The 22,371-nt window shown below is 58.5% G+C and carries 19 protein-coding genes; 14 read left to right on the top strand and 5 right to left on the bottom strand.

Going from position 1 to position 22,371, the window contains the following annotated elements:
• Positions 1 to 164 precede the first annotated feature (164 nt).
• Genes KGFNPO_RS15020 through KGFNPO_RS15010 form a run of 3 tightly spaced genes read left to right on the top strand, consistent with a single transcriptional unit; the run spans position 165 to position 2,540 of the window.
• Positions 165 to 467, top strand: a complete 303-nt coding sequence (locus KGFNPO_RS15020; RefSeq protein WP_472632041.1) for a PepSY domain-containing protein — start codon at positions 165 to 167, stop codon at positions 465 to 467.
• Positions 467 to 1,141: a response regulator gene (locus KGFNPO_RS15015; protein WP_472632040.1), complete on the top strand. Its 675-nt coding sequence runs from the start codon at positions 467 to 469 to the stop codon at positions 1,139 to 1,141. The genes KGFNPO_RS15020 and KGFNPO_RS15015 overlap by 1 nt, the downstream gene beginning before the upstream one ends.
• 25 nt (positions 1,142 to 1,166) lie before the next feature.
• Positions 1,167 to 2,540: a sensor histidine kinase gene (locus KGFNPO_RS15010; RefSeq protein ID WP_472632039.1), complete on the top strand. Its 1,374-nt coding sequence runs from the start codon at positions 1,167 to 1,169 to the stop codon at positions 2,538 to 2,540.
• Positions 2,541 to 2,825: 285 nt separating this feature from the next.
• On the opposite strand, the gene KGFNPO_RS15005 is transcribed toward KGFNPO_RS15010, so the two are convergent.
• Positions 2,826 to 3,434 (bottom strand): HD domain-containing protein, encoded by a 609-nt coding sequence (locus KGFNPO_RS15005; RefSeq protein ID WP_472632038.1) that lies wholly within the window; start codon positions 3,432 to 3,434, stop codon positions 2,826 to 2,828.
• A 112-nt stretch (positions 3,435 to 3,546) separates the two neighbouring features.
• The gene (locus tag KGFNPO_RS15000) at positions 3,547 to 3,909 is read right to left on the bottom strand and encodes a translation initiation factor Sui1 (RefSeq protein ID WP_472632037.1); all 363 of its coding nucleotides are present in this window, start codon (positions 3,907 to 3,909) and stop codon (positions 3,547 to 3,549) included.
• A 205-nt stretch (positions 3,910 to 4,114) separates the two neighbouring features.
• On the opposite strand from KGFNPO_RS15000, the gene KGFNPO_RS14995 reads away from it, so the two are divergent.
• From KGFNPO_RS14995 to folE2, 6 genes are all read left to right on the top strand, one after another.
• The gene (locus KGFNPO_RS14995) at positions 4,115 to 4,987 is read left to right on the top strand and encodes an S-methyl-5'-thioadenosine phosphorylase (protein WP_472632036.1); all 873 of its coding nucleotides are present in this window, start codon (positions 4,115 to 4,117) and stop codon (positions 4,985 to 4,987) included.
• Positions 4,988 to 5,140: 153 nt separating this feature from the next.
• Complete coding sequence (locus tag KGFNPO_RS14990; protein WP_472632035.1) at positions 5,141 to 5,611, top strand: CreA family protein; 471 nt, start codon at positions 5,141 to 5,143, stop codon at positions 5,609 to 5,611.
• 112 nt (positions 5,612 to 5,723) lie between these two features.
• Positions 5,724 to 5,984: an exodeoxyribonuclease VII small subunit gene (locus tag KGFNPO_RS14985; RefSeq protein ID WP_472632034.1), complete on the top strand. Its 261-nt coding sequence runs from the start codon at positions 5,724 to 5,726 to the stop codon at positions 5,982 to 5,984.
• A gap of 69 nt (positions 5,985 to 6,053) precedes the next feature.
• Positions 6,054 to 6,917, top strand: coding sequence for a polyprenyl synthetase family protein (locus KGFNPO_RS14980; RefSeq protein WP_472632033.1), 864 nt, complete (start codon positions 6,054 to 6,056; stop codon positions 6,915 to 6,917).
• A 1-nt stretch (position 6,918) separates the two neighbouring features.
• Positions 6,919 to 8,817: a 1-deoxy-D-xylulose-5-phosphate synthase gene (gene dxs, locus KGFNPO_RS14975; RefSeq protein ID WP_472632032.1), complete on the top strand. Its 1,899-nt coding sequence runs from the start codon at positions 6,919 to 6,921 to the stop codon at positions 8,815 to 8,817.
• Between the two features lie 55 nt (positions 8,818 to 8,872).
• Complete coding sequence (folE2, locus tag KGFNPO_RS14970; RefSeq protein WP_472632030.1) at positions 8,873 to 9,688, top strand: GTP cyclohydrolase FolE2; 816 nt, start codon at positions 8,873 to 8,875, stop codon at positions 9,686 to 9,688.
• Between the two features lie 296 nt (positions 9,689 to 9,984).
• Here the strand turns inward: folE2 and KGFNPO_RS14965 are convergent, their stop codons facing one another.
• Positions 9,985 to 12,399: a catalase gene (locus KGFNPO_RS14965; protein WP_472632029.1), complete on the bottom strand. Its 2,415-nt coding sequence runs from the start codon at positions 12,397 to 12,399 to the stop codon at positions 9,985 to 9,987.
• A 224-nt stretch (positions 12,400 to 12,623) separates the two neighbouring features.
• Positions 12,624 to 13,547 carry a hypothetical protein gene (locus KGFNPO_RS14960; protein WP_472632028.1) on the bottom strand — a complete coding sequence of 308 codons (924 nt, stop codon included), beginning with the start codon at positions 13,545 to 13,547 and terminating at the stop codon, positions 12,624 to 12,626.
• 509 nt (positions 13,548 to 14,056) lie between these two features.
• On the opposite strand from KGFNPO_RS14960, the gene KGFNPO_RS14955 reads away from it, so the two are divergent.
• Complete coding sequence (locus KGFNPO_RS14955) at positions 14,057 to 15,706, top strand: sensor domain-containing diguanylate cyclase (protein ID WP_472632027.1); 1,650 nt, start codon at positions 14,057 to 14,059, stop codon at positions 15,704 to 15,706.
• Positions 15,707 to 16,258: 552 nt separating this feature from the next.
• A complete protein-coding gene (bla, locus tag KGFNPO_RS14950; RefSeq protein WP_472634500.1) occupies positions 16,259 to 17,152 on the top strand; it encodes a class A beta-lactamase in 894 nt (297 codons plus the stop codon).
• A 242-nt stretch (positions 17,153 to 17,394) separates the two neighbouring features.
• Here bla and KGFNPO_RS14945 read toward each other — a convergent pair whose 3' ends face one another.
• The gene (locus KGFNPO_RS14945; RefSeq protein ID WP_472632026.1) at positions 17,395 to 17,952 is read right to left on the bottom strand and encodes a cob(I)yrinic acid a,c-diamide adenosyltransferase; all 558 of its coding nucleotides are present in this window, start codon (positions 17,950 to 17,952) and stop codon (positions 17,395 to 17,397) included.
• 133 nt (positions 17,953 to 18,085) lie between these two features.
• Between KGFNPO_RS14945 and KGFNPO_RS14940 the strand changes: the two genes are divergently transcribed.
• The 3 genes from KGFNPO_RS14940 (at position 18,086) to KGFNPO_RS14930 (ending at position 22,247) form a co-directional block, all read left to right on the top strand.
• Positions 18,086 to 19,519: an FAD-binding oxidoreductase gene (locus KGFNPO_RS14940; RefSeq protein WP_472632025.1), complete on the top strand. Its 1,434-nt coding sequence runs from the start codon at positions 18,086 to 18,088 to the stop codon at positions 19,517 to 19,519.
• Positions 19,501 to 20,403: a LysR substrate-binding domain-containing protein gene (locus KGFNPO_RS14935; protein ID WP_472632024.1), complete on the top strand. Its 903-nt coding sequence runs from the start codon at positions 19,501 to 19,503 to the stop codon at positions 20,401 to 20,403. The genes KGFNPO_RS14940 and KGFNPO_RS14935 overlap by 19 nt, the downstream gene beginning before the upstream one ends.
• 356 nt (positions 20,404 to 20,759) lie before the next feature.
• Positions 20,760 to 22,247, top strand: a complete 1,488-nt coding sequence (locus KGFNPO_RS14930) for an FAD-linked oxidase C-terminal domain-containing protein (protein ID WP_472632023.1) — start codon at positions 20,760 to 20,762, stop codon at positions 22,245 to 22,247.
• Positions 22,248 to 22,371 lie beyond the last annotated feature (124 nt).

Below are 22,371 nucleotides of genomic sequence, written 5' to 3'. Positions count from 1 at the left end.
TTTTTTCTCCAAATTCAATGGCGGCCGGCGACGGGATGTGCAAGCCATGGCAGGATGCTAATCACCTGCTGCTGAACCGGCGCTTATCGCTTCATTCAGCTACAGTTCATGTTTGCGTTGCCATGCTTGGGTATATGAAAATATTTCGATTTCTTTTATTTAGTGTGTTAATCGCGTTCGCCTCCGGCGGCCTGCAGGCTGACGATCATGATGACGAGCGTGAAGAGCACGACCTGGCCCGCGCCGCCATGGCCGCCGGGCACATCAAACCTTTGGCCGAAATCCTGAACCAGGTCGAGCAGCGCTATGTGGGCCGGGTGGTCAAGACCGAACTGGAGCGCTATGATGAAATCTGGGTCTACAAACTCAAGTTGCTGCCGGCAAATGGCCGCGTCTATAAACTGAAAATCAATGCACAAACGGGCCGCATCATCGGCGCCAAGGGCCAGGTACAGGAGAAGCGCTGATGCGGGTGCTGATAGTGGAAGACAATATTGAAATCGCCCGGCAAATCAAGACCGTTTTGCTGGAGCAGGGCTATGCGGTCGATCAGGCGGCGGACGGGTGCGAAGGCAAATTCCTGGGCGAATCGGAACCTTATGACGCCGTGATTCTGGATTTGGGCTTGCCGCAACTCGATGGCTTATCCGTGCTGCGCCAGTGGCGTCAGGATGGGCACACGATGCCGGTTTTGATTCTGACTGCGCGCGACGCCTGGACCGACAAGGTCGATGGTCTGAATGCCGGTGCCGACGATTATCTGGTCAAGCCATTTGTGATGGCCGAGCTGCTGGCGCGCATCAATGCGCTGGTGCGGCGCACCCAGGGCCGCGCCAGTGCGACGATTGTGGTCGGTGATTTGCAGTTGGATACCGTCACGCAAAGCGTCAGTCTGGCCGGTTCTCCGGTGCGGCTGACCGCGATGGAATACGGCTTGCTGGCCTATTTGGCGCACCACGCCGGCCGCCCGATTTCGAAAACCGAACTGACCGAGCATCTGTATAGCCAGGATTTCGACCGCGACAGCAATACCCTGGAAGTGCTGGTGGCGCGCCTGCGCAAGAAGCTCGGGGACGACAAGATCGAAACCCTGCGCGGCCAGGGTTACCGGCTGGTGCTGCCGATTTCTAATGTTGCCTAATGTGGTCTAACACGTCGGCATCACAATGAAATCCATCACGCTGCGCCTCGCCATTCTGTCCGCGCTATGGGTGGTGCTGGGCTTGACGGTGGTCGGTTTATATGTGAACCAGACCACCACGCGCCAGTTGCAGAACGCCGCCGACGCCAGGATCTCGGCCCTGCATGACGCGGTCACCGCGAATGTCGAATTCGATGCGCGCGGCCTGATCCAGTTGCCGCACAGTTTGCCCACGCCCGAGTTCGATCAGCCGCTGTCCGGCGTCTACTGGCAAATCACTGCGGCCGGCAATCTGCTGCGTTCCAAATCCTTGTGGGACGAAATTCTGCCATCGCCGCAGTCCAACAATAACAACAGCGCTAATAATAGCGGCTCGCAGTGGAGCACCATCAAAGGCCCGCGCAATGAAGATGTGCGGCTGTTGGCTCGCGCCATCACGCTGCCGGATTTCAAGCAAACGGTGTGGGTGCAAGTCGCGGTTGCGCAGGAAAATACCGAACGCGAAATTGCCAGCCTGCGGCGCAGCCTGCTGTTTGGCCTGACTGCGCTCGGCGCGCTGCTGGTGGCCGGCGTATGCGTGATCGTGATTGCCGGATTGCGGCCCTTGCGCCAGGCTAAAAATGCGCTGCACGCGATACGTCGCGGCCAGAACGCACGGCTGGCGGAGAACGCGCCGGATGAAATTGCGCCGTTGTTCGCTGAGATCAATGCGCTGGTGGCGGAGAATCATCAAGCCGTCGAGCGCGCCCGTTGCTACGTCGGCAATCTGGCGCATGCGCTGAAGACGCCGCTCACGGTAGTCACCAATGCGCTCGCCAGCAGTACGCCGGACTTGACGCTGGCGCAGCAGCAAATTGCGCTACTGAATCGCACGGTGGCTTACCATTTGGCGCGCGCCCGCATCTCAGCCCGCAGCGCCGCGCACAGTGCGCAGACCGGCGCCACGCCGCTGGCGATTGCGCAGGAAGTTGCCGCCGCCCTGCGCCGGATTGCGCCGCAGATCGAGATCGTGGTCAAAGGCGATGCAGCGCTGCAAGCCGCAATCGATCGCCAGGATTTGATCGAACTGCTCGGCAATCTGATGGAAAACGCGATCAAATGGGCGCACTCGCTGTGTCTGGTCGAGATCGGGTTATGTCCGCAGGCCGATGCCGATCCTAAAGCCCGGATCAGCATCCGGATACAGGATGACGGCCCCGGCATGCCGGATGAAGTCGCCAGCACGCTGGCACGCCAGCGCGGCGAACGACTCGATGAAGCGCAAGTCGGCTTCGGCCTGGGTTTGGCAATCGTCGAAGAAATCGCGGTCCTGTATGGCGGCAGCCTTGCAATTGTGCCGAAAGGTGGGTTGGGCGGAGTGCGGGTCGATGTGACGCTGCCGGCGTTTGGCGCTGCCTGACGCGGTTTTGCGTTGAAATATATACACTATTGTGTATTTTTTATAAGTCAATTGAATCGTGCGGTAAATGCATGGTTTTTATGCATACTCCACATCAAGTCGATACTGGATGAGACTATGCATGTTTGAGCTTGTCAAAGGTTGGCGGGAAGCCAGCGATGCTTCACCGGCGGCTTTCCGGCCAGAAGCGGACAGCCCATTGGGACAGGCCCAGTCGCTACAAGTACTTCTTCTCGCAACCAAAGTACGCATAGCGAGTCATTCATAATTGCCCTGTCCTTATGCTCAACTAGCTTGCTTCGGCATTCCTGATGCTTGCGCTGCAAAGTGTTGGGTTACCCATTGCTCACACACGGCCCATAGCAGCGGTGCACCTCTTTTAATGACGGGACCATAGCGGGAGAAAACCTGTTCAAGTGAAACGCTGTTTTCTGTCCAGGTGCCTCCACCCGTGAATACATTTATAAGGAGAGGTTGAAAGCGATCGAGCGCCTTCGCAAACTTCGCGTCCTCCGTGTCTGCACGCTCAAATTCCTGCCATAAAGCCAAAAGTTCGTTGCCTTGTTGCTGTGGCAATAAGCCAAACAATCGCGCTGCTGCTCTAAATTCTTGTTCAGACTGCAATTCGCTTGAAGACCCACTATGGATTGGAAAATCGCCAACGTCTATCTCGACAACGTCATGCAGTAAGAGCATCTGTATAACGCGATTTGTATTCACAGGTCCGCAGGCATACTCATTCAGTAGCAAGGCATACATCGCTAAGTGCCAAGAATGCTCGGCAGAATTTTCTTTCCGACTTTTGTCAAGCAGAGGTGATTGCCGTACTACGGTCTTCAGTCGGTCGATTTCTCTTAGAAAACTTAACTGCTTTTCTAATGCTGTTAATTGCATAATCTTTTTAATCCAAATGTGACTTCATAGTATATAGAACGGCTGCGATGACAGTCTGCTTTGGGTCGTTTGCGGCCAGTGACTCGGTCGCAGGTGAATGCATTTCAAATGCCTAGCCGCCCATCCGCTTCGCGCCATGGCCGAGCTTTTTAAGCGCCTCCATGACGAGTTCGCAATGGTCGCCCTGTACTTCGATCACGCCATCCTTGACCGTCCCGCCCGAACCGCAGGCCGTGCGCAACTGCTTGCCCAGCGCGGCCAGCGCAATAGAATCGAGCGCGAGCCCTTTGATAAGGGTCACGCTCTTGCCGCCCCGGCCCTTGGTCTGGCGCGACACGCGCACCGCGCCATCGCCTGCCAGCGCGGCCCTGGCGCTGGCCTTGCAGGCGCACTCCGCGAGCGCAAGCCGGCATTCGGGACATGTGCGGCCGACATCGGTGGAGTATACGAGGCCGCCTTTTGCGCTACGATTCATGATGTATGTGCTCTGGAGTTTGTGAAGTGTGTATCACCGCCAGATTGGCAGACGCTGCTGACAGCGCGCCGCTGAAGGTCTTTGCGCAATCCATATACGCTATTGTGTATTTTTTGAAAGTCATTGAATGAATGCGGTAAAGTCATGCTTTTTAAGCATACTCCATACGTTTCTTTAAATAACAGAATAACACTCTGGACACATCATGAACAAAATCCGTTTCGGCATCATCGGCGGCAGCGGCCTGTACAGCATGGCCGGCTTGCAGCAGGTGCGGGAAGTCCATATCGAAACCCGGTTCGGCGCGCCTTCCGACGCCATCTTGACCGGCCTGCTGGACGGCGTGCCGGTGGCGTTTCTGGCGCGGCATGGGCGCAATCATGCGTTGCTGCCGTCCGAAATTCCGTTTCGCGCCAATCTCTGGGCCATGAAGCAGCTCGGCGTCGATTACCTGCTGTCGGTGTCGGCCGTCGGTTCGCTGCAGGAGCATTTGACGCCGCGCGACATGGTGCTGCCGGATCAGTTCATCGACATGACCAGGCAGCGCGCAGGCTCGTTTTTCGGCCAGGGCGCGGTGGCGCACATCAGCTTCGCGCAGCCGGTGTGCGCGACATTGTCCGATCTGGTGGCGCAAGCTTTTTTCGATTGCAAACTACCGAGCGCCACGCTGCATCGCGGCGGCACGTATCTCTGCATCGAGGGGCCGGCGTTTTCGACTTATGCGGAGTCTCAGCTATATCGTTCCTGGGGCGCTGCGGTGATCGGCATGACGAATATGCCGGAAGCGCGGCTGGCGCGCGAAGCTGAAATCGCTTACGCGACGCTGGCGCTGGTGACCGATTTCGATTGCTGGCATCAGAGTCATGCGGCAGTTACTGCCGAAATGGCGATCGGCAATTTGATGCATAACGCGCAGAATGCGCAAGCGGTGTTGCGCGCATGCATCCGGCGGCTGGCCGCCGATCCGCCGCCGTCGCTGGCGCATCAGGCGCTGGCGCAAGCGCTGGTGACGCCGCCGGCAGCGATGCCGGCGGCAACCCGCGAGAGGCTGGAGCCGCTGTTGCGCAAGTACTTGTAACTGATGTTGCGCACTTTTTACGCACTTTCAAGGCCGCACGAGCCGGAAGTAGGATGGGTGAAACCCATCATTAGCGTTGATAGCAACTGAAAAGTGATGGGTTTCATCCATCCTACGAAACTATTTTTATTCAACACAGAAAGCGCGATCATCATGCATAAAACTTTATTGTTGTTCATCTCTTCGGTTCTGTTGTCCGGCACTGCGCTGGCGCAGCAGATCGGCAGCGTCAATACCGAATTTAAACTGATGGGCTCGCACAAACTGGTGGTGGAAGCGTACGACGATCCCAAGGTGGAAGGCGTGGCTTGCTACGTTTCCAAGCCCGAGCGCGGCGGCGTGGCCGGAATGGTGGGAGTGGCGGAAGAAGTGTCGGATGTGTCGATTGCCTGTCGTCAGGTCGGCCCGATTCGCTTCAAGGAAGCGCTGCCGCGCCAGGAAGATGCGTTTTCCGAGCGCCGTTCGCTGGTTTTCAAGACCTTGCATGTGGTGCGCATGGTCGACGCCGCACGCAATACGCTGGTGTACCTGACCTATTCCGACAAGCTGATCACGGGCAGCCCGAAGAATGCGGTGACCGCGGTGGCGGTGCCGCGCACGACAGTCATTCCACTCAAGAAATAGCGGGTTTGCAGGCTTGATCGTGGTTCGCTGCGCGTTGAACGCGGGCGGTTTGCTCTAAAATAGCGGCTTATCTGTTCATTACCTATTCATTCAGAGCTTGATTCGATCACTTATGTCCAAAAAACAGCCTTCCGCCCATCTGCCCGCTTCATTTGAAGACGCGATGGCAGAACTCGCGCAGCTGGTAGCGCAAATGGAGGCCGGCAGCTTGCCGCTGGAGGCTTCCGTAGCCGCATATCAGCGCGGTTCGGAGCTGATCAAGTATTGCGCGGCGCAACTCGACAAGGTGGATAACCAGGTCAAGGTGCTGCAAGGCGAAATGCTGAAACCCTTTGTGTCCGATACCGATGCCGACGCTGTGAGGGATGCCTAGATGGCGGACGCTGGCAAAGTAGCGATGAAACCCGTTGTGCAAGCTCCTGTGCAACCTTTCAGTGTTTGGATGAATTCAGTGCAGGCATCGATGGAGCAGGCGCTGTCGTCCTTTTTGCCGGCCGACACCAGCGCGCCCGAAGTGTTGCATCAAGCCATGCGCTACGCTGTGCTGGATGGCGGCAAACGGGTCCGCCCTCTATTGGCATTCGCGGCCGGCGAATTGTTCGCAGCCGGGCAACAGCAATTGCAGCGCGCCGCCGCCGCCGTCGAAATGATGCACGCCTATTCGCTGGTGCATGACGACATGCCGTGCATGGACGACGATGCGCTGCGCCGCGGCAAACCTACCGTGCATGTCAAATTCGGTCAGGCTACGGCCTTGCTGGCGGGCGACGCGTTGCAGGCGCAGGCATTTCTGGTGCTGGCTGAAGGTGCCGGCGACGCCAGTTGCAAGCTGGCGATGGTGCGTTTGTTGGCACAGGCATCCGGTTCGCTGGGCATGTGCGGCGGTCAAGCCATTGACCTGGCCAGCGTCGGCCTGCATCTGTCACGGCATCAACTGGAACAGATGCATCGCTTGAAAACCGGCGCCTTGCTGCGCGCAGCCGTGTTGCTCGGCGCGCTGGCGGGCAAGCTGCTGACAGCCGCAGAAGAGCAGGCGCTGGATCGTTTTGCCGCCGCCATCGGGCTGGCGTTCCAGGTGGTCGACGACATCCTCGACGCCACTGCCGATTCGGCCACTTTGGGCAAGACTGCTGGTAAGGATGCGGCCGACAACAAGCCGACCTATGTCTCGATCCTGGGGCTGGATGCATCTTTGGTGTTGGCGGAACAATTACGGCAGGATGCGCATGCAGCGCTCCTGCCTTTCGGAGACAACGCACAGCGGTTACGTGAACTGGCGGACCTGATCGTGCAGCGGAAAACCTAGTATGAACCTACTCAAACAGATAGACAGCCCCGCAGATTTGCGGAAATTGACGCGTGCGCAGCTCAGACCTTTGGCCGATGAATTACGCCACTTCATCATCGACTCGGTATCCAAAACCGGCGGCCATTTATCCTCCAATCTGGGCACGGTCGAGCTGACGATTGCGCTGCATTACGCGTTCAATACGCCGGAAGATCGGATCGTCTGGGATGTCGGCCACCAAACCTACGCACACAAAATCCTGACCGGGCGGCGTGAGCGGATGCACTCGCTGCGTCAATTGAACGGGATTTCCGGCTTCCCGCGCCGCGATGAAAGCATTTACGATACTTTCGGCACCGCCCATTCGTCGACCTCGATTTCAGCCGCGCTCGGGATGGCGCTGGCGGCCCGTACCAAGTGCGAAGACCGGCATGCGATTGCGGTCATCGGCGACGGCGCAATGACTGCCGGCATGGTGTTCGAGGCGATGAACAACGCCGGCATCTACGACGACATCAACCTGCTGGTAGTCCTGAACGACAACGACATGTCGATTTCACCGCCGGTCGGCGCCTTGAACCGCTATCTGGCGCGCCTGATGTCGGGCAAGTTTTATGCGGCCGCCCGGCAAGTCGGCAAGACCGTGCTGCCGGCACCGATGCTGGAACTAGCCAAGCGTTTCGAGGAACACGCCAAAGGCATGATCATGCCGGCCACCATGTTCGAGGAATTCGGTTTCAATTACATCGGCCCGATTGACGGCCACGATCTGGACGCGCTGATCCCGACCCTGCAAAACTTGAAAAAACTGAAAGGGCCGCAGTTCTTGCATGTGGTCACCAAAAAAGGCCAGGGCTACAAGCTGGCTGAAGCCGATCCGGTGCTGTATCACGGCCCCGGCAAGTTCAACCCGGAGATAGGCATTAAACCGGCGGTTGCCGGCAAGCTGACTTATACCCAGGTGTTCGGCGACTGGCTGTGCGACATGGCCGCTGTCGATCAGCGCCTGGTCGGCATCACGCCGGCCATGCGCGAAGGCTCCGGCATGGTGCGCTTCGAGCAACTGTTTCCGAAGCGCTATTACGATGTCGGCATCGCCGAGCAACATGCAGTAACTTTCGCCGCCGGCATGGCGTGCGAAGGCATGAAGCCGGTGCTGGCGATTTATTCGACTTTCCTGCAGCGCGGTTACGACCAACTGATTCACGATGTCGCGCTGCAAAACTTGAACGTGACTTTTGCGCTCGACCGGGCCGGCTTGGTCGGTGCCGACGGCGCCACCCACGCCGGCAATTACGATCTGGTCTATCTGCGCTGCATTCCGAATATGGTCGTAATGGCCGCGTCAGACGAAAATGAGTGCCGTCAGATGCTCACCACCGCTTTCCAATATAATGGTCCGGCAGCAGTGCGCTATCCGCGCGGTGCCGGTATCGGTGCCGCAGTATCTCCGGCATTGGGCACGATACCAATCGGCAAAGGTGAAATCCAACGTACTGGAAAAAGCATTGCCATACTTGCGTTCGGCAGCATGGTGGCGCCAAGCCTGCTAGCGGCGGAGGCGTTGGATGCAACCGTCGCCAATATGCGTTTCGTCAAGCCGCTCGATGCCGAACTGGTGCTGCAATTGGCTGCTAGTCATGATGCGCTGGTGACGATCGAGGAGGGCGCGATCATGGGCGGCGCCGGGTCTGCGGTGGCTGAAGCGCTGGCGGCTGCCGGCATAGTCAAACCAATGTTGATGCTGGGTTTGCCGGACCGCTTCATCGATCATGGCGATAGCGCGCAATTGCTGACGTTGTGCGGCCTCGACGCAGATGGCATCAAGGCATCGATACAGCAGCGTTTTGAACATATTTTGCAGCCGGCGCAGCAGCGGGTACCACAGTCGATACCGCAGTCGATTGCAATTAAATAATATCTAAGTGGAAGCGTGCAAGCTGCGCGCTTGCACGCCAACATAAAGGTTTTTGATGAATACTCATGACGATCCTATGACTAGCATTCCCGATGTCCAGAGCACGCCCGATACCCGGCACATTGCAATCCAGCGCGTCGGCGTCAAAGGCGTGCGCTACCCGGTAGCAGTAAAAACCTCGGCAGGGGTCCAGGCTACGATCGGCAACTGGAACATGTATGTGCATTTGTCTGAGCACCAGAAGGGCACGCACATGTCGCGCTTCATCGCCTTGATTGAAGGGCTGGATGCAGCGCAGCGCGGCGGCCTCGATGTGGCGATGTTCCGCGATCTGATGCAGCGCATGATGACCTTGCTGGAAGCCGACGCTGGCCATATCGAACTTACTTTCCCGTATTTCGTCAACAAGACTGCGCCGATTTCCGGGGTGCAAAGCCTGATGGATTACGAAGTCGGTTTCAGCGGCGAGATCAAGAACGGCGTCGCCGAAGTATCGCTAAAAGTAATGGTGCCGGTCACCAGCCTGTGCCCGTGCTCGAAGAAAATCTCGGCCTACGGCGCCCACAACCAGCGCTCGCACATCACCATTTCCGCCGTGCTGGAAGGCGAGTTGCAAATTGACGAGCTGATCGCCAAAGTAGAGGCGCAGGCTTCCTGCGAACTGTACGGCTTGCTCAAGCGCCCAGATGAAAAATACGTCACCGAACGCGCTTACGACAATCCGAAATTCGTCGAAGATTTGGTGCGCGACGTGGCTGGCATGCTCAATCGGGAACCATCGGTGCTGGCCTACACGCTGGAAGCCGAGAATTTCGAATCGATCCACAACCATCAGGCATATGCGCTGATCGAGTGCGATAAGCGAGTTTAAAAACGGGTTTGAACGGATTACACCGCAACAAAAAAGCGACCTCATGGTCGCTTTTTTGTTGCAGTACTTTTGTAATTATTCAGCCCGCTAGGGGAGACATCTAATCGAAGCAGCTTCTGTAGGAGCGCACCCGGGCGCGACCACCGGTAGCTATTTGCAATCCGGTCGCGCCCGGGTGCGCTCCTACAAAAACCACGCTACTGCACTTTTTATTGATATACGACCGAACAGTTACCTTTAAATACGAAATTGGCAGGTTGGCGCTGCGTGCAGCGCAGTCCAACATTCATTCTCCATCAGACCCGCGGCGGATTAGTCTCGCGCTCGAACGCGCGATGCCTGGCCAGCGCGGATTTGAACGCAACCAGCGCCTGCGCCAGCGTCTCGCTCTTGGTGCCGATCAGCGCAGGATCGGCGCTGCCGTCCGGCAAGGTGGCCGGAATCCCCGCTTTTTCCAGCAGCGCCGTGCCGCTGCCGATCACCAGCATCGGCTTGCCGTGCCGGTATTGATCCCGCACGAAATCCAGCGCGTGGGCGTCCAGCGTCCAGGCTTTGGCTGCCGCCGCGCCATCCGGCACCACCACCGCGTCGTATAGCGCCGACGGCCCGGTTTCGAGCGAGATTTCGACGTCGAGGCTATTGCCGTCGCTGGTTGCAACCTTGCCGAGCTGGCTGCCGACCAAGCGCGGCACCGCGCCGTCGGCCAGCAGGGACGCGTAGACGGCTTGCACCGTTGCGCCATCCACGCCTGCCGCCACCAGCACCGCAACGCGCCGGGTGCGGATGCCCATCTGGCCCGGGCGGAACAGCAGCGATAGTGCCGGCGATAGCGCGTATTCGGGAATCGGCAACTCGGACGCCAGCGGCATCGCGCTGGGCACCTCGATCCCCAGCCCTTGCGCCACGCCGGCGGCCAGTGCCGGATTCACGTTTACCAGCATCGACACCACGCGCTGGCGCACCGCCGGCGTTTGCACCCGCGTCAGTTCGAAGCGGAAGGCTGAAGTAATGTGCGCCTGCTCGATCGGGCTCTGGCTATTCCAGAACAGCCGCGCTTGCGAATAGTGGTCGGCGAACAATTCGGCTTTGCCGCGTACCTTGTCCGCCGCAATCGGTTGCGGAAAGCTGGTGAAACCCTGCATGCCGGCCTGGAACGGACAACCGCCGCCGAGCGAGTTCGGCTCGTAATTGGCGCGGCCGCGATGGATGGCTTGCCGATGCATGCCGTCGCGCTGATTGTTGAACACCGGCGCGAGCGGCGCGTTGATCGGAATTTCGTGGAAATTCGCACCGCCAAGACGGCTGATCTGGGTGTCGATATACGAATGGATGCGGCCCTGCAGCAGCGGATCGTTGGTGAAGTCGATGCCCGGCACCACATGCGCGGTGCAGAACGCCACTTGCTCGGTCTCGGCGAAGAAATTATCGGGGTTACGGTTGAGTGTCATTTTCCCCACCGGCACCACTTTCACCAATTCTTCGGGCACGATTTTGGTCGGATCGAGCACGTCGAAACTGAATTTTTCAGCCTCTGCCTCGGAAAAAATCTGCAGTCCTAATTCCCATTCCGGATAAGCGCCGGCCTCGATTGCCTCCCACAAATCGCGCCGGTGAAAATCGCCATCGGCCCCGGCGATTTTCACCGCTTCATCCCATGCCAGCGAATGGGTGCCGGCGATCGGGTTCCAGTGGAATTTGCAAAATACCGATGCGCCCTGCGCGTTCACCAGCCGGAACGTATGCACGCCAAAGCCTTGCATCATGCGCAAACTGCGCGGGATCGCACGGTCCGACATAATCCACATCATCATGTGGGCCGTCTCCGGCATCAGCGACATGAAATCCCAAAACGTATCGTGGGCGCTGGACGCCTGCGGTATCGCGTTATGCGCTTCGGGTTTGACCGCGTGCACCAGATCGGGAAATTTCATCGCGTCCTGGATGAAAAAGATCGGCATGTTATTGCCGACCAGATCCCAGTTGCCTTCGTCGGTGTAAAACTTGACCGCGAAACCGCGCACGTCGCGCACGGTATCGGCCGAGCCGCGCTCGCCGGCCACGGTGGAAAAACGCACGAACACCGGGGTGCGCTTGCCTGCCTTGGAAAATGGCGCGGCGCGGGTCAGGTCGCCGAGGTCTTTATAGGATTCGAAATAGCCGTGGGCCGCCGAACCACGCGCATGCACCACGCGCTCGGGAATCCGCTCATGGTCGAAATGGGTGATCTTCTCGCGCAGGATGAAATCTTCCAGCGCGGTCGGCCCGCGCAGTCCGATCTTCAGCGAATTCTGGTTGTCGGCCACTGTCACGCCCTGATTGGTCGTCAGCATTTGGCCGCCGGCATCGACCCGCATCCGGTCCAGCGGCGCGGCGGCGGGATTGCTGCCGGTCAAAGGCTGCCCCGCGCCCACTTTCGGCGACGGGTTGATTTCAGTGGCGGTGGAAGCTGTGGCCGAATCCCTGGCCGGTTGGGCGTTTGCGCCCGGTTGCGGTGTACGCGCAGCATCGCCATATTCGCCGGACTTGGTGGGGTTGTATGGCATTTGCGCCGACAGCGCCTGCCCGGCCACGACCTTTTCCAGCAGATGATTGGGCGCCGCTTCTGTGCTGCCCAGGCTGTCAGGCGGTTCGGCAGCCGAAGGACCGGAAACTGTACTTAAAATTGAACCGGCACCGGCGATCGACGGCGTTGACTTTTTACGTTTAACCATGAGATATACCTCGCAGGAATGGGATATAGGACTTACGCAATATTAGGCAAGTAGGGCGGGTGCACTCAATACGGTTCGCCGCGGGTTGCACCTGCCCTACACGTTTGCGGGTCGGCTTAATGCAATAACGCAATCAGAATAATGATGGGAATTGGGACGCCGAGAAGCAATAACAGGATAGAGCGCATAGAGATCTCCTGAGTTGGGAACGATGGGTTTGCGCGTCAGCTTTTAGCGGCCCGCGCTGCCCCTTGCACGCTGTCGCGCTGCTTGCCGCCAAAGGTCGCCATCACGCTGGCGAAAAAAGCGCCCAGCAGTAATGCAACAAACATCCATAGCGCCGAGTACGCGGCGGCCTTGCGCGCCTTGTCGGCGGCTGTTTTTGCAGCGGCCTTGGCGTCGGCTGTCACCTTGCTCAGGCGCGTGTAGACCTCGTCGACCCGCTTGTCGGCGTCCGATTGCGCCAGCCCGGTGCGGCGGACGACCTGGCGCGAGAGATATTGCTTGTCGTCAGCGGCGAGGGTGCCGGTGCCGGCGTGTAGATCATGGGCGAAAATCTTCACAATCTCGGCACGCGTGGCGGCATTATCGGGCGTAGGCGTGGGCTGCTCGGTGCGCAACAGCATGTCGGAAAAGTAGCCAACTGCACCAGCACCAGCGTCCTGCGTATCGCTGCCGGCGTTGGCAGCAACGGTTGTGCCCGCAGCGGCAGCGGCATCGATGGCACCGCTAACCATGACGCGCACCGTGCCTGCCAGGAAAATTGCCATCACCAAAGTGGCTATCGCCCACGCCAGCAGGCCGTGCGCGGTGTCGCGGAAATACACTTCATCGGTGTGAATGCTGGCCCATTTGACGCGCAAGCGCCCCGCCAGATAACCGCCGATGCCGGCAGCGGCAAGCTGGCTGAACGCGAGCCAGAGGATGGTCGATTTGCCCATCGTTGCCGTGTTATACGACCAGGGCGAAACCGCCGACAAGCCAAGCCCGACTCCCAGGATGAATAGCACGAGTGACAAGGCGGCAGCGGCGGCCGCTCCGGCCAGCACAGCGCCCCACGACACTCCGGAACTGTTGCCGTCAAAACCAGCGTTTCGACTCTCGCTACCCAGTGTATAAATGCCAGCAGCCGTGGATTGATCTTGCATGATTTCTCCTGTTTATTTTTATCGTAAAACACGCTCCGGTTTAAAACCGCGCCCTCGAATGGGATATAAAGGCTAGCTTCACCGACCTGAAGACCGGCGCTAATTAATTGCTGTGGGACTAATATCTAGGACCGCATTAAACCGGGCGTCTTCAACTGCTTGCTCTTCAAATATATTGTGTATTTATTACGCTATATTGAGGCTGAACAAACATGGCACGATTCGATTTTGCGAAACGACGATGGCTCTGTTAGGCCTCTTGGTCGTTTCCTTGTTACAGCACATTATAAATTTTAGATGGAGTATGCATAAAAATATAGATGTATCCGCATTAAAACAGTGCGTAATAAAATATACATTGCCATGTATATGGCTAAATCAAGCCCATGGCCGCGCTGCATCCTCTCAGGTTTGGCTTGACTGGCTACTGACTGGTGTTATTGCATTGATTTGACTCTGCCCCAGTAATTCTTAAAATATTCGTGAACCAATTTCGGTATCATTGCCCCATGTCAATTTTCCAAAGCATGAAGTTCCGCATGATCGCGCTCGGCGTATTACTTGTCGTGGCCGGCGTCCTGGTGCGCTTGTTGGTTGCGCTGCCTTTTGCGCAGGGACTCTTGCGCGACCTGATGGCGACGCAGCAATTGTCGATTGCGTCTTATGTCGCGCGCGACATCGATCATAGTATCCGGACGCGCCGCGCGCTGATCGGCGAACTGGGTGCCGCGCTGCCGCCCGCGCTGCTGCAGCAGCCCGAGAATCTGGCGCTTTGGGTTCAGGAACGGCAGCGAATCAACCCCTTATTTAGCGGGTTGATGGTGCTGCGGCCGGATGGCAGCGGCCTGCTGGCGCAATATCCGGTGGTGGCCGGGCGCGATAAGCTGCTCTTTTCAGATTCCGACTGGTTCCAGGCCGCACTGAGCGCCGACGCGTCGGTGATCAGCAAACCGCGGCGCGGACGCGCCAGCGGTGAACCGATCTTGATCATGGCGGCGCCGGTGCGCGACGCCGATAAGCATGTGGTGGCGGTGCTGACGGGAGTGGCTGGGCTCAATATGCCCGGCTTTCTCGATCGCCTGCAAGCCATCCGGCTCGGCGCAACTGGCGGATTCCTTTTGGTTTCACCGGCCGATAAACTGTTCGTCGGCGCCAGCGACCCGGCCATGGTGTTAACGCCGACCCCAGCCGCCGGCGTGAATCTGTTGCACGATCGGGCCATGGCCGGTTACCGCGGCACCGGCATTACCATCAACTTCAAGGGTGTCCAGGAGCTGGCGTCCATGGTGACGGTGCACAGCACCGGATGGTTTGTCGTCGCACGCATGCCTACCGCGGAAGTGTTTCAGCCGATTGCGGCGATGCGTAGTTTCATCTGGACTGGCACCTTGGTGCTTCTGGCCGGGATGATTGCGATATTGATGTTGCTGATTCCCCGCATATTGCGCCCGCTCACGGATGCGGCAGGTTCGATGCGCGAAATGGCGGATGGCAAACGCGAACTGGCGCCGCTGCCAGTCAAGCGTCAGGACGAGGTAGGCGATCTGGTGGCCGGATTTAATTATCTGGTGCTGCGGTTGCGCGAAAAGGAAATTTCGCTCAAGGCGAGCGAGCTGCGGCTGGAATTTATGGCGCATCACGATGCGCTGACCGGTTTATACAACCGCGCGATGCTGGACGATCACCTGCAGCAAGCATTGGCGCGTGCCGAGCGCGACGGTTCGTATTTTGCGCTGTTGTTTTGCGATCTCGATAATTTCAAGCCGATCAACGATCAATTTGGACATGCGGCCGGCGATGCTGTTCTGCGTCGGGTCGCCGCGTGCTTATTGGACGGACGCCGGAAAATCGATACTGTGGCGCGTCTTGGCGGCGACGAATTTGTCGTCCTGCTGACTGATCTCGACGAGGCGCGCGACACGGCGATTAACGTCGCGCAGCAATTGCTGGCGGCGATCGGCATGCCTTTTGAGATCGAAGGCCAGACATTGGCGCTCGGCGCCTCGATTGGCATCGCGCTGTATTCCGGCGCCAGCGTCTCACCTTCGCAATTGATGTCGCAGGCCGATATCGCGATGTACCAAGCCAAACGGGCGGGGAAGCATGGGTTTTGTATTTTCGACGAGGGCTTCGAATCCTTAAACGTTGAGGCCGCGTAAGGTGCCGATAGGTGTTTTTTTGTTGTAATGCATTCTTGTAACTATTCAGCCGGCAAGGCAATTAAGAGCGAAATGGTGCGATTTTGTAGGAGCGCACCCGGGCGCGATTAACGGCTGCAGTCTGGCGACTGCTTTCGCGCCCTGGTGCGCTCCTACAAAAAATTGCTTCGGTTTGGACTTCTCTTATAGCGGGCTGAATAATTACTGCATTCTTGATTTTATATGGAGTATGCCTAAAAAACATAGGCTAGCGCATGTAAGCAGCGCAATATTAAATATACATTGTGATGTATGTGATGGTGCGATCCGCTTTCGTGATGTGAAAGTTTGAGTGAGCGCATGCGGCCATGAACGGTCATTCGTGATCATTAACCCATTAAGTCGGGCACTTTGCTGCTTAGAGGCATGCCGCAGAAGAAAACTGGGGCCCGGGCCTACTCTTATAATGTCAACTTTATAGTTGACGCACTGACCTCGTGAGGCCTGTTCTGCCAAAAATCGAAACGTCTGCGCGCTCCAACTTTCACAATTAAACAAATGGACTCGTCAAAAATGCACTCTCACGCTCGCCGTACCTTGCTACTCGCCTTAACCGCTATCCCATTGGCAAGCGCCTGTACGTCATGGGGGACCGCGCGCGATGCCTCCGCCGCACAGACGCGCCTCGCGGCAATCGAAACCGAATCGGGCGGCCGGCTTGGTGTCGCCGCGTTAAATACCGCCGACGGTACACAGTTGAATTACCGTCCCGATGAACGGTTTCCGCTCTGTAGCACCTTCAAAGTGCTCGCAGTGTCCGCCATTCTTGAACGAAGCATGCGTGACGACGCGCTGCTGCAACAACGCATCAAGTACACACCGGGCGAACTCGTTGCGTACTCACCTGTTACGGCGAAGCACGTCGCAGACGGCATGACGGTGGCCGAACTGTGCGCCGCAGCGCTCCAGTACAGCGACAATACGGCCGCGAATTTGTTGATGAAGTTAGTGGGAGGCCCATCTTCTGTCACGGCGTTTGCGCGCTCCGTCGGCGACAGCGCGTTCCGTCTGGAGCGATGGGAGACAGAACTCAACACCGCAATTCCCGGCGATCCACGGGATACCTCGACGCCAGTTGCGATGGCCCGCAGCTTGCAACGGCTGGCCCTCGGCGATGTGCTTGCTCCAGCTCAGCGGGACCAGTTGCAAAGTTGGTTGCGCGGCAACACTACGGGTGCTGCAAGGATTCGTGCCGGTGTACCGGCGGATTGGCAGGTCGGCGACAAAACCGGAAGCGGCGACTACGGCACGAGCAACGATATCGCCGTGCTGTGGCCGCCAGCCAAACCACCGATCATCCTGGCGCTCTACTTTACGCAGCGCGAGAAAGATGCAAAGCCACGCAACGATGTGCTTGTGTCGGCAACACGGATTGTCGTCGAGACATTCAGCCAGGTAGCCAGGTAGGGCGGGTGAAACCCGCGCTGCACTGGTTTTCATCGCGTTAGTTGGGTTTCACCCACCCACCCTAGTATGTTTTTACATGGCTAGCTGATGGCCGATTTTTTGTTGCATTGTGCGTGGCATGCGGAGTATGCGGAGTATGCCTAAAAACGCATAGGTTGCCGCATATAAACAATGTTGCATGAAATATACATTGCCATGTATGCGGCAGTAGTGCAGGCCCGGCAGGCCTGCGCTACTTACACTCAGATAGTGCGATCCCGTTCTTTTTCCCAGATCACATCGGTGCCGCCGGCAAAGCGGTTCAGCACGCGTGACAGCACGAACAGCAGATCGGACAAGCGATTCGTATATTGGCGCGGCGCATCGTTGATCTTCTCGGTTTTGCCCAGGCTGACGATGGTGCGTTCGGCGCGGCGGCAGATGGTGCGGCAGACGTGCGCCTGCGCTGCGGCGCGTGAGCCGCCGGGCAGGATGAAGTCGCGCAGCGGCGTCAGATCGGCGTTGTATTTCTCCAGCAGATGATCGAGCCGGGTGACTTGCACCGGGGTGATCATCGTGTAGCCGGGGATGCAGAGTTCGCCGCCCAGGTCGAACAGGTCGTGCTGGATCGATAGCAATTCCTCGCGCAATGCGTCGGGCAGCGGTTCGCACAGCAACATGCCGAGCTGCGAGTTGAGTTCGTCCACATCGCCCATTGCGGCAATCCGCAGGCTGTCCTTGCCGGTGCGGCTGCCGTCGCCCAGCCCTGTGGTGCCGCCGTCGCCGGTGCGTGTTGCTATCTTGGAAAGTCGATTGCCCATGATGTCGATTCTGGTTAGTGGAAAAGGAGTTCAAGAATACGTCAATTCGCGCCTTTCGGTGCCAAGCCCGACGTTGTAAATATGCGCCGGGTGGCGCTGCGGAGTAAAATCGGGCACTTATTTGGAGACCAAAATGAACCACATGGACCAGTTACAGGCAACTGAAAAAGCCTTATTGTCCGACTTGCCGGCAGCCTTTTCATCAGCGCTTGCGGCACTTTTCGGCGCACGTTTTTCGGTGGCGCAGGCGGTGCGCGCGCATCACGGCCGCGACGAATCTTCGTTTGACCCGATGCTGCCGGACGCGGTGGTTTTTGCCCGCAGCACCGAGGAAGTCGCCGCCGCCGTGCGCCTGTGCGGCCAGCATCAAGTGCCGGTGATTGCCTACGGCACCGGCACCTCGCTGGAAGGACACATTTTGGCAGTGCAGGGCGGGCTGACGATTGACCTGTCGCAGATGGACGCGGTGATTGCGGTGCATGCGGAGGATTTGACCGCCACCGTGCAGGCCGGCGTGACCCGCAAGCAATTGAATCTGGCGCTCAAGGATTTCGGCCTGTTTTTCCCGATTGATCCCGGTGCCGATGCCTCGTTGGGCGGGATGGCGGCAACCCGCGCTTCCGGCACCAATGCAGTGCGTTACGGCACCATGCGCGAGAACACGCTGAAGCTGACGGTCGTCACCGCAGATGGCAGCGTCATCCAAACCGGTACCCGCGCTAAAAAATCTTCGGCCGGCTATGACTTGACGCGCCTGTTTGTCGGCAGCGAAGGCACGCTGGGCATCATCACCGAAGTGACGGTGCGCCTGTATCCGCTGCCCGAATCGATTTCGGCCGCGGTCTGTTCCTTCCCCAGCGTGGCCGATGCGGTCAATACCGTGATCGAAACCATCCAGATGGGCGTGCCGGTGGCGCGGGTCGAATTCCTGGATGAAAACAGCGTCAAGGCGATCAACGCCCATGACAAATTGGAGTTGCCGGTCAAGCCGCTGCTGTTGTTCGAATTTCACGGCAGTGAACAGGGCGTGCAAGAGCAGGCGCAGCGGGTGCAGGAAATCGCCACTGAGCATGGCGCCAGCGGATTCGAATGGGCGACCCGTCCGGAAGATCGCACCCGACTCTGGACTGCGCGCCACAATGCGTATTTCGCCTTATTGCAAATGCGGCCCGGCTGGCGCGCCATCACCACCGATTGCTGCGTGCCGATTTCGCGCCTGGCCGAGTGCATTCTTGCCACCCAGGACGACTGCGAAGCCAGCGCCATACCGTATTCCATCATCGGCCATGTCGGCGACGGTAATTTCCATGTACTGTTGCTGGTCGATCCGGCCGATGCTGTCGCTGTGGCACAAGCCGAAAGCGTCAATGCCCGCATGGTCACGCGCGCCATCGAGATGGACGGCACTTGCACCGGCGAGCATGGAGTCGGACTGCACAAGATGGACTTTCTGGTGCAGGAGCATGGCGCGGCAGCGATCGATACCATGCGCCTCATCAAGCATGCACTAGACCCGCACAACATCATGAACCCTGGAAAAATCATCAGATGGCAACCCGCGCACTAACTCGACTTCCTCCGGTGCATGCGTTGTCGGCATTTGAAGCCGCGGCACGCTATAACTCGTTTGCGCTGGCCGCCGCAGAACTCTGCATCACGCCCTCGGCGCTGTCGCACCGGATTCGGTTGCTGGAGGATTACACCGGCGAGCGGCTGTTCAATCGCGACGGCCGTGCCATCAGCCTGTCCGAATTCGGCCGGCGTTATCTGGATGTGGTGCGGGTGGCGCTACGCACCCTGACCGATTTTCCGCTGCCGCACAAAAAGGCCATTTCCCAGCCCAAAGTCAAAATTACGGTGCCGCCCACTTTTGCGCGCTGCTTTTTAATTCCGCGGCTGGAAGAGTTCGTGCACGCGCATCCGGAAATCATTCTGGAAGCTTTTCTGTCGGTGCCGCTGTATGACCTGAGCCTGTCGGAAACCGATCTTGAAGTGCGTTTCGGCACCGGCGAGTATCAGAGCCAAATAGCTGAAAAGCTGTTCGAGGAGCCGGTGTTCGCGATTGCCAGCCCGCGCTATCTGGAGCAGATCGGCGGCCTCGCCGATCCGGCCGACCTGAAGCGCGCGACCCTGTTGCGCTCGCCGCTGGAGCCGTGGCAACCGTGGTTCGAAGCGGCCGGTCTCGACTGGCCCGAGCCGACTACCGGCTTTCGGGTCGATGATCTGGGCTTGCTGCTGGAGGCGGCCCGGCACGGCAACGGCGTGGCGCTCACGCGCAAGCATTTCGCCCAGGAGGCAATCGCCGCCGGTGAAGTGGTGCCGATTTTCGACGTGCATCTGAACACCCCGCCGCACGCGTATTACCTGGTCTACGAGCAACAAGTGCTGGAGCGCCCCGAAGTGGCTACCTTCATCGCCTGGCTGACTGCGACTTTCAAGCATATAAAATAATTGTACTGGGCTTGGTATGCCAATAAACCATGTGTTTTACGCATATATTTATTGCGGATGTTATTAATACTCCTGTTTTAATGATTAAAGCCGTAGGATGGGCGAAACCCATAGCCTAATCCCCCTCCGCTACGCTCCTCCCCCCTTTTATTCAAAGGGGGGCAGGGGGATTCGAAGTGAAAATATTTCACGCCACATAAAAATGATTTTTTGGCACAATCCCGCTTGCAATGCTTTTATCCATAGCATCATCAAAAGTAAAAAATGGTTTGTGTATTACTGCTATTTGTGACTGAAACAGCGGTGATAAGGTGTCATCCCATGTTTATCCGCCTCACCCGTATTAGGACTCGCCCATGAATGCGCCAACAGAACCGACTTTTACGCCGGAGCGGCAACGCGAGGTGGTGGCTGCCTTGCGTGCGCTGCTGCCGGCCGATTGCATCCTTTTTAACGAAGAAGATACCCGGCCCTACGAATGCGACGGGCTGGCTGCGTATCGCCGCCTGCCGATGGTGGTGCTGCTGCCGCAAAACGAGGCGCAAGTGGTGGCGATCATGCAAACCTGCCGCGCGCTGGCGGTGCCGATCGTGCCGCGCGGCGCCGGCACCGGCTTGTCCGGCGGCGCGATGCCGATTGCCGACGGCGTGGTGCTGTCGCTGGTCAAGCTGAATCGCATCGTCGCGCTCGATCCTGTTTCTCGTACCGCAGTGGTGCAGCCGGGCGTGCGCAATCTGGCGATTTCTGACGCCGCCGCCCAGCACGGCCTGTATTACGCGCCCGATCCGTCATCGCAAATCGCCTGCACCATCGGCGGCAACGTGGCGGAGAATTCCGGCGGCGTGCATTGCCTGAAATACGGCCTGACCGTCCACAACGTGATGCGGGTGCGGGCTGTCACCATCGACGGCGACATCATCGAACTCGGCAACGGCGCGCTGGATGCGTCCGGGCTGGACTTGCTGGCAGTCTTCATCGGCTCGGAAGGAATGCTGGGAATCGTCACCGAGGTGACGGTGAAACTGATCCCGAAACCGCACACTGCACGCGTCATCATGGCGTCGTTCGACGATGTGGTGCGTTGCGGCAACGCAGTCGCCAATGTGATTGCCGCCGGCGTGATCCCGGCCGGGCTGGAGATGATGGACAAGACTTCGACCCGGATGGTGGAGCCGTTCGTCAAGGCCGGTTACGACATCGACGCCGAAGCGATTTTGCTGTGCGAGTCGGACGGCACCATCGAAGAGGTGGAGGAAGATATAGCGCGCATGAGCGCGGTGCTCAAGGAGTGCGGCGCGACTGCCATCACGGTGTCGCAAAACGAGGCCGAACGGATGCGGTTCTGGTCCGGGCGCAAGAACGCGTTTCCCGCCGCCGGCCGGATTTCGCCCGATTACTATTGCATGGACGGCACCATTCCGCGCAAGAATCTGGCCCAGGTATTGCTCGGCATTTCGCAGATGGAAATCAAGTACGGCCTGCGCTGCGCCAACGTATTTCATGCCGGCGACGGCAACCTGCACCCGCTGATTTTGTTCGATGCCAATCTGGAAGGCGAATTCGACCGCGCCGAACGGTTCGGTGCAGAAATCCTGGCGCTGTGCGTCGAAGTCGGCGGCACCATTACCGGCGAACATGGGGTCGGCATCGAGAAAATCGGTTCGATGTGCGTGCAGTTCACTGCGCTTGAAATCGCCGCCTTCATCGCCGTCAAGCGCGCTTTCGATCCGGCATTTCTGCTCAATCCCGACAAGGCGATTCCGACCCTGCAGCGCTGCGCCGAGTTCGGCAAAATGCGGGTCACTGGCGGTCAGTTGAAGTTTGCGGATTTGCCGCGTTTTTAAGCTCCCTCCCCGACCCTCTCCCGCACGCGGGAGAGGGGGTTTGCTCCTCTCTCCCACTTGTGGGAGAGAGGCCGGGAGAGAGGGAGTGCGATCCACAGCCGGCTGCATAGTTACTTTTAAGTTT

Source organism: Gelidimonas diazotrophica (assembly GCF_055694025.1).
The sequence above is the reverse complement of the archived record's forward strand: the minus strand, read 5'-3'. Positions and strand labels throughout refer to the sequence as shown.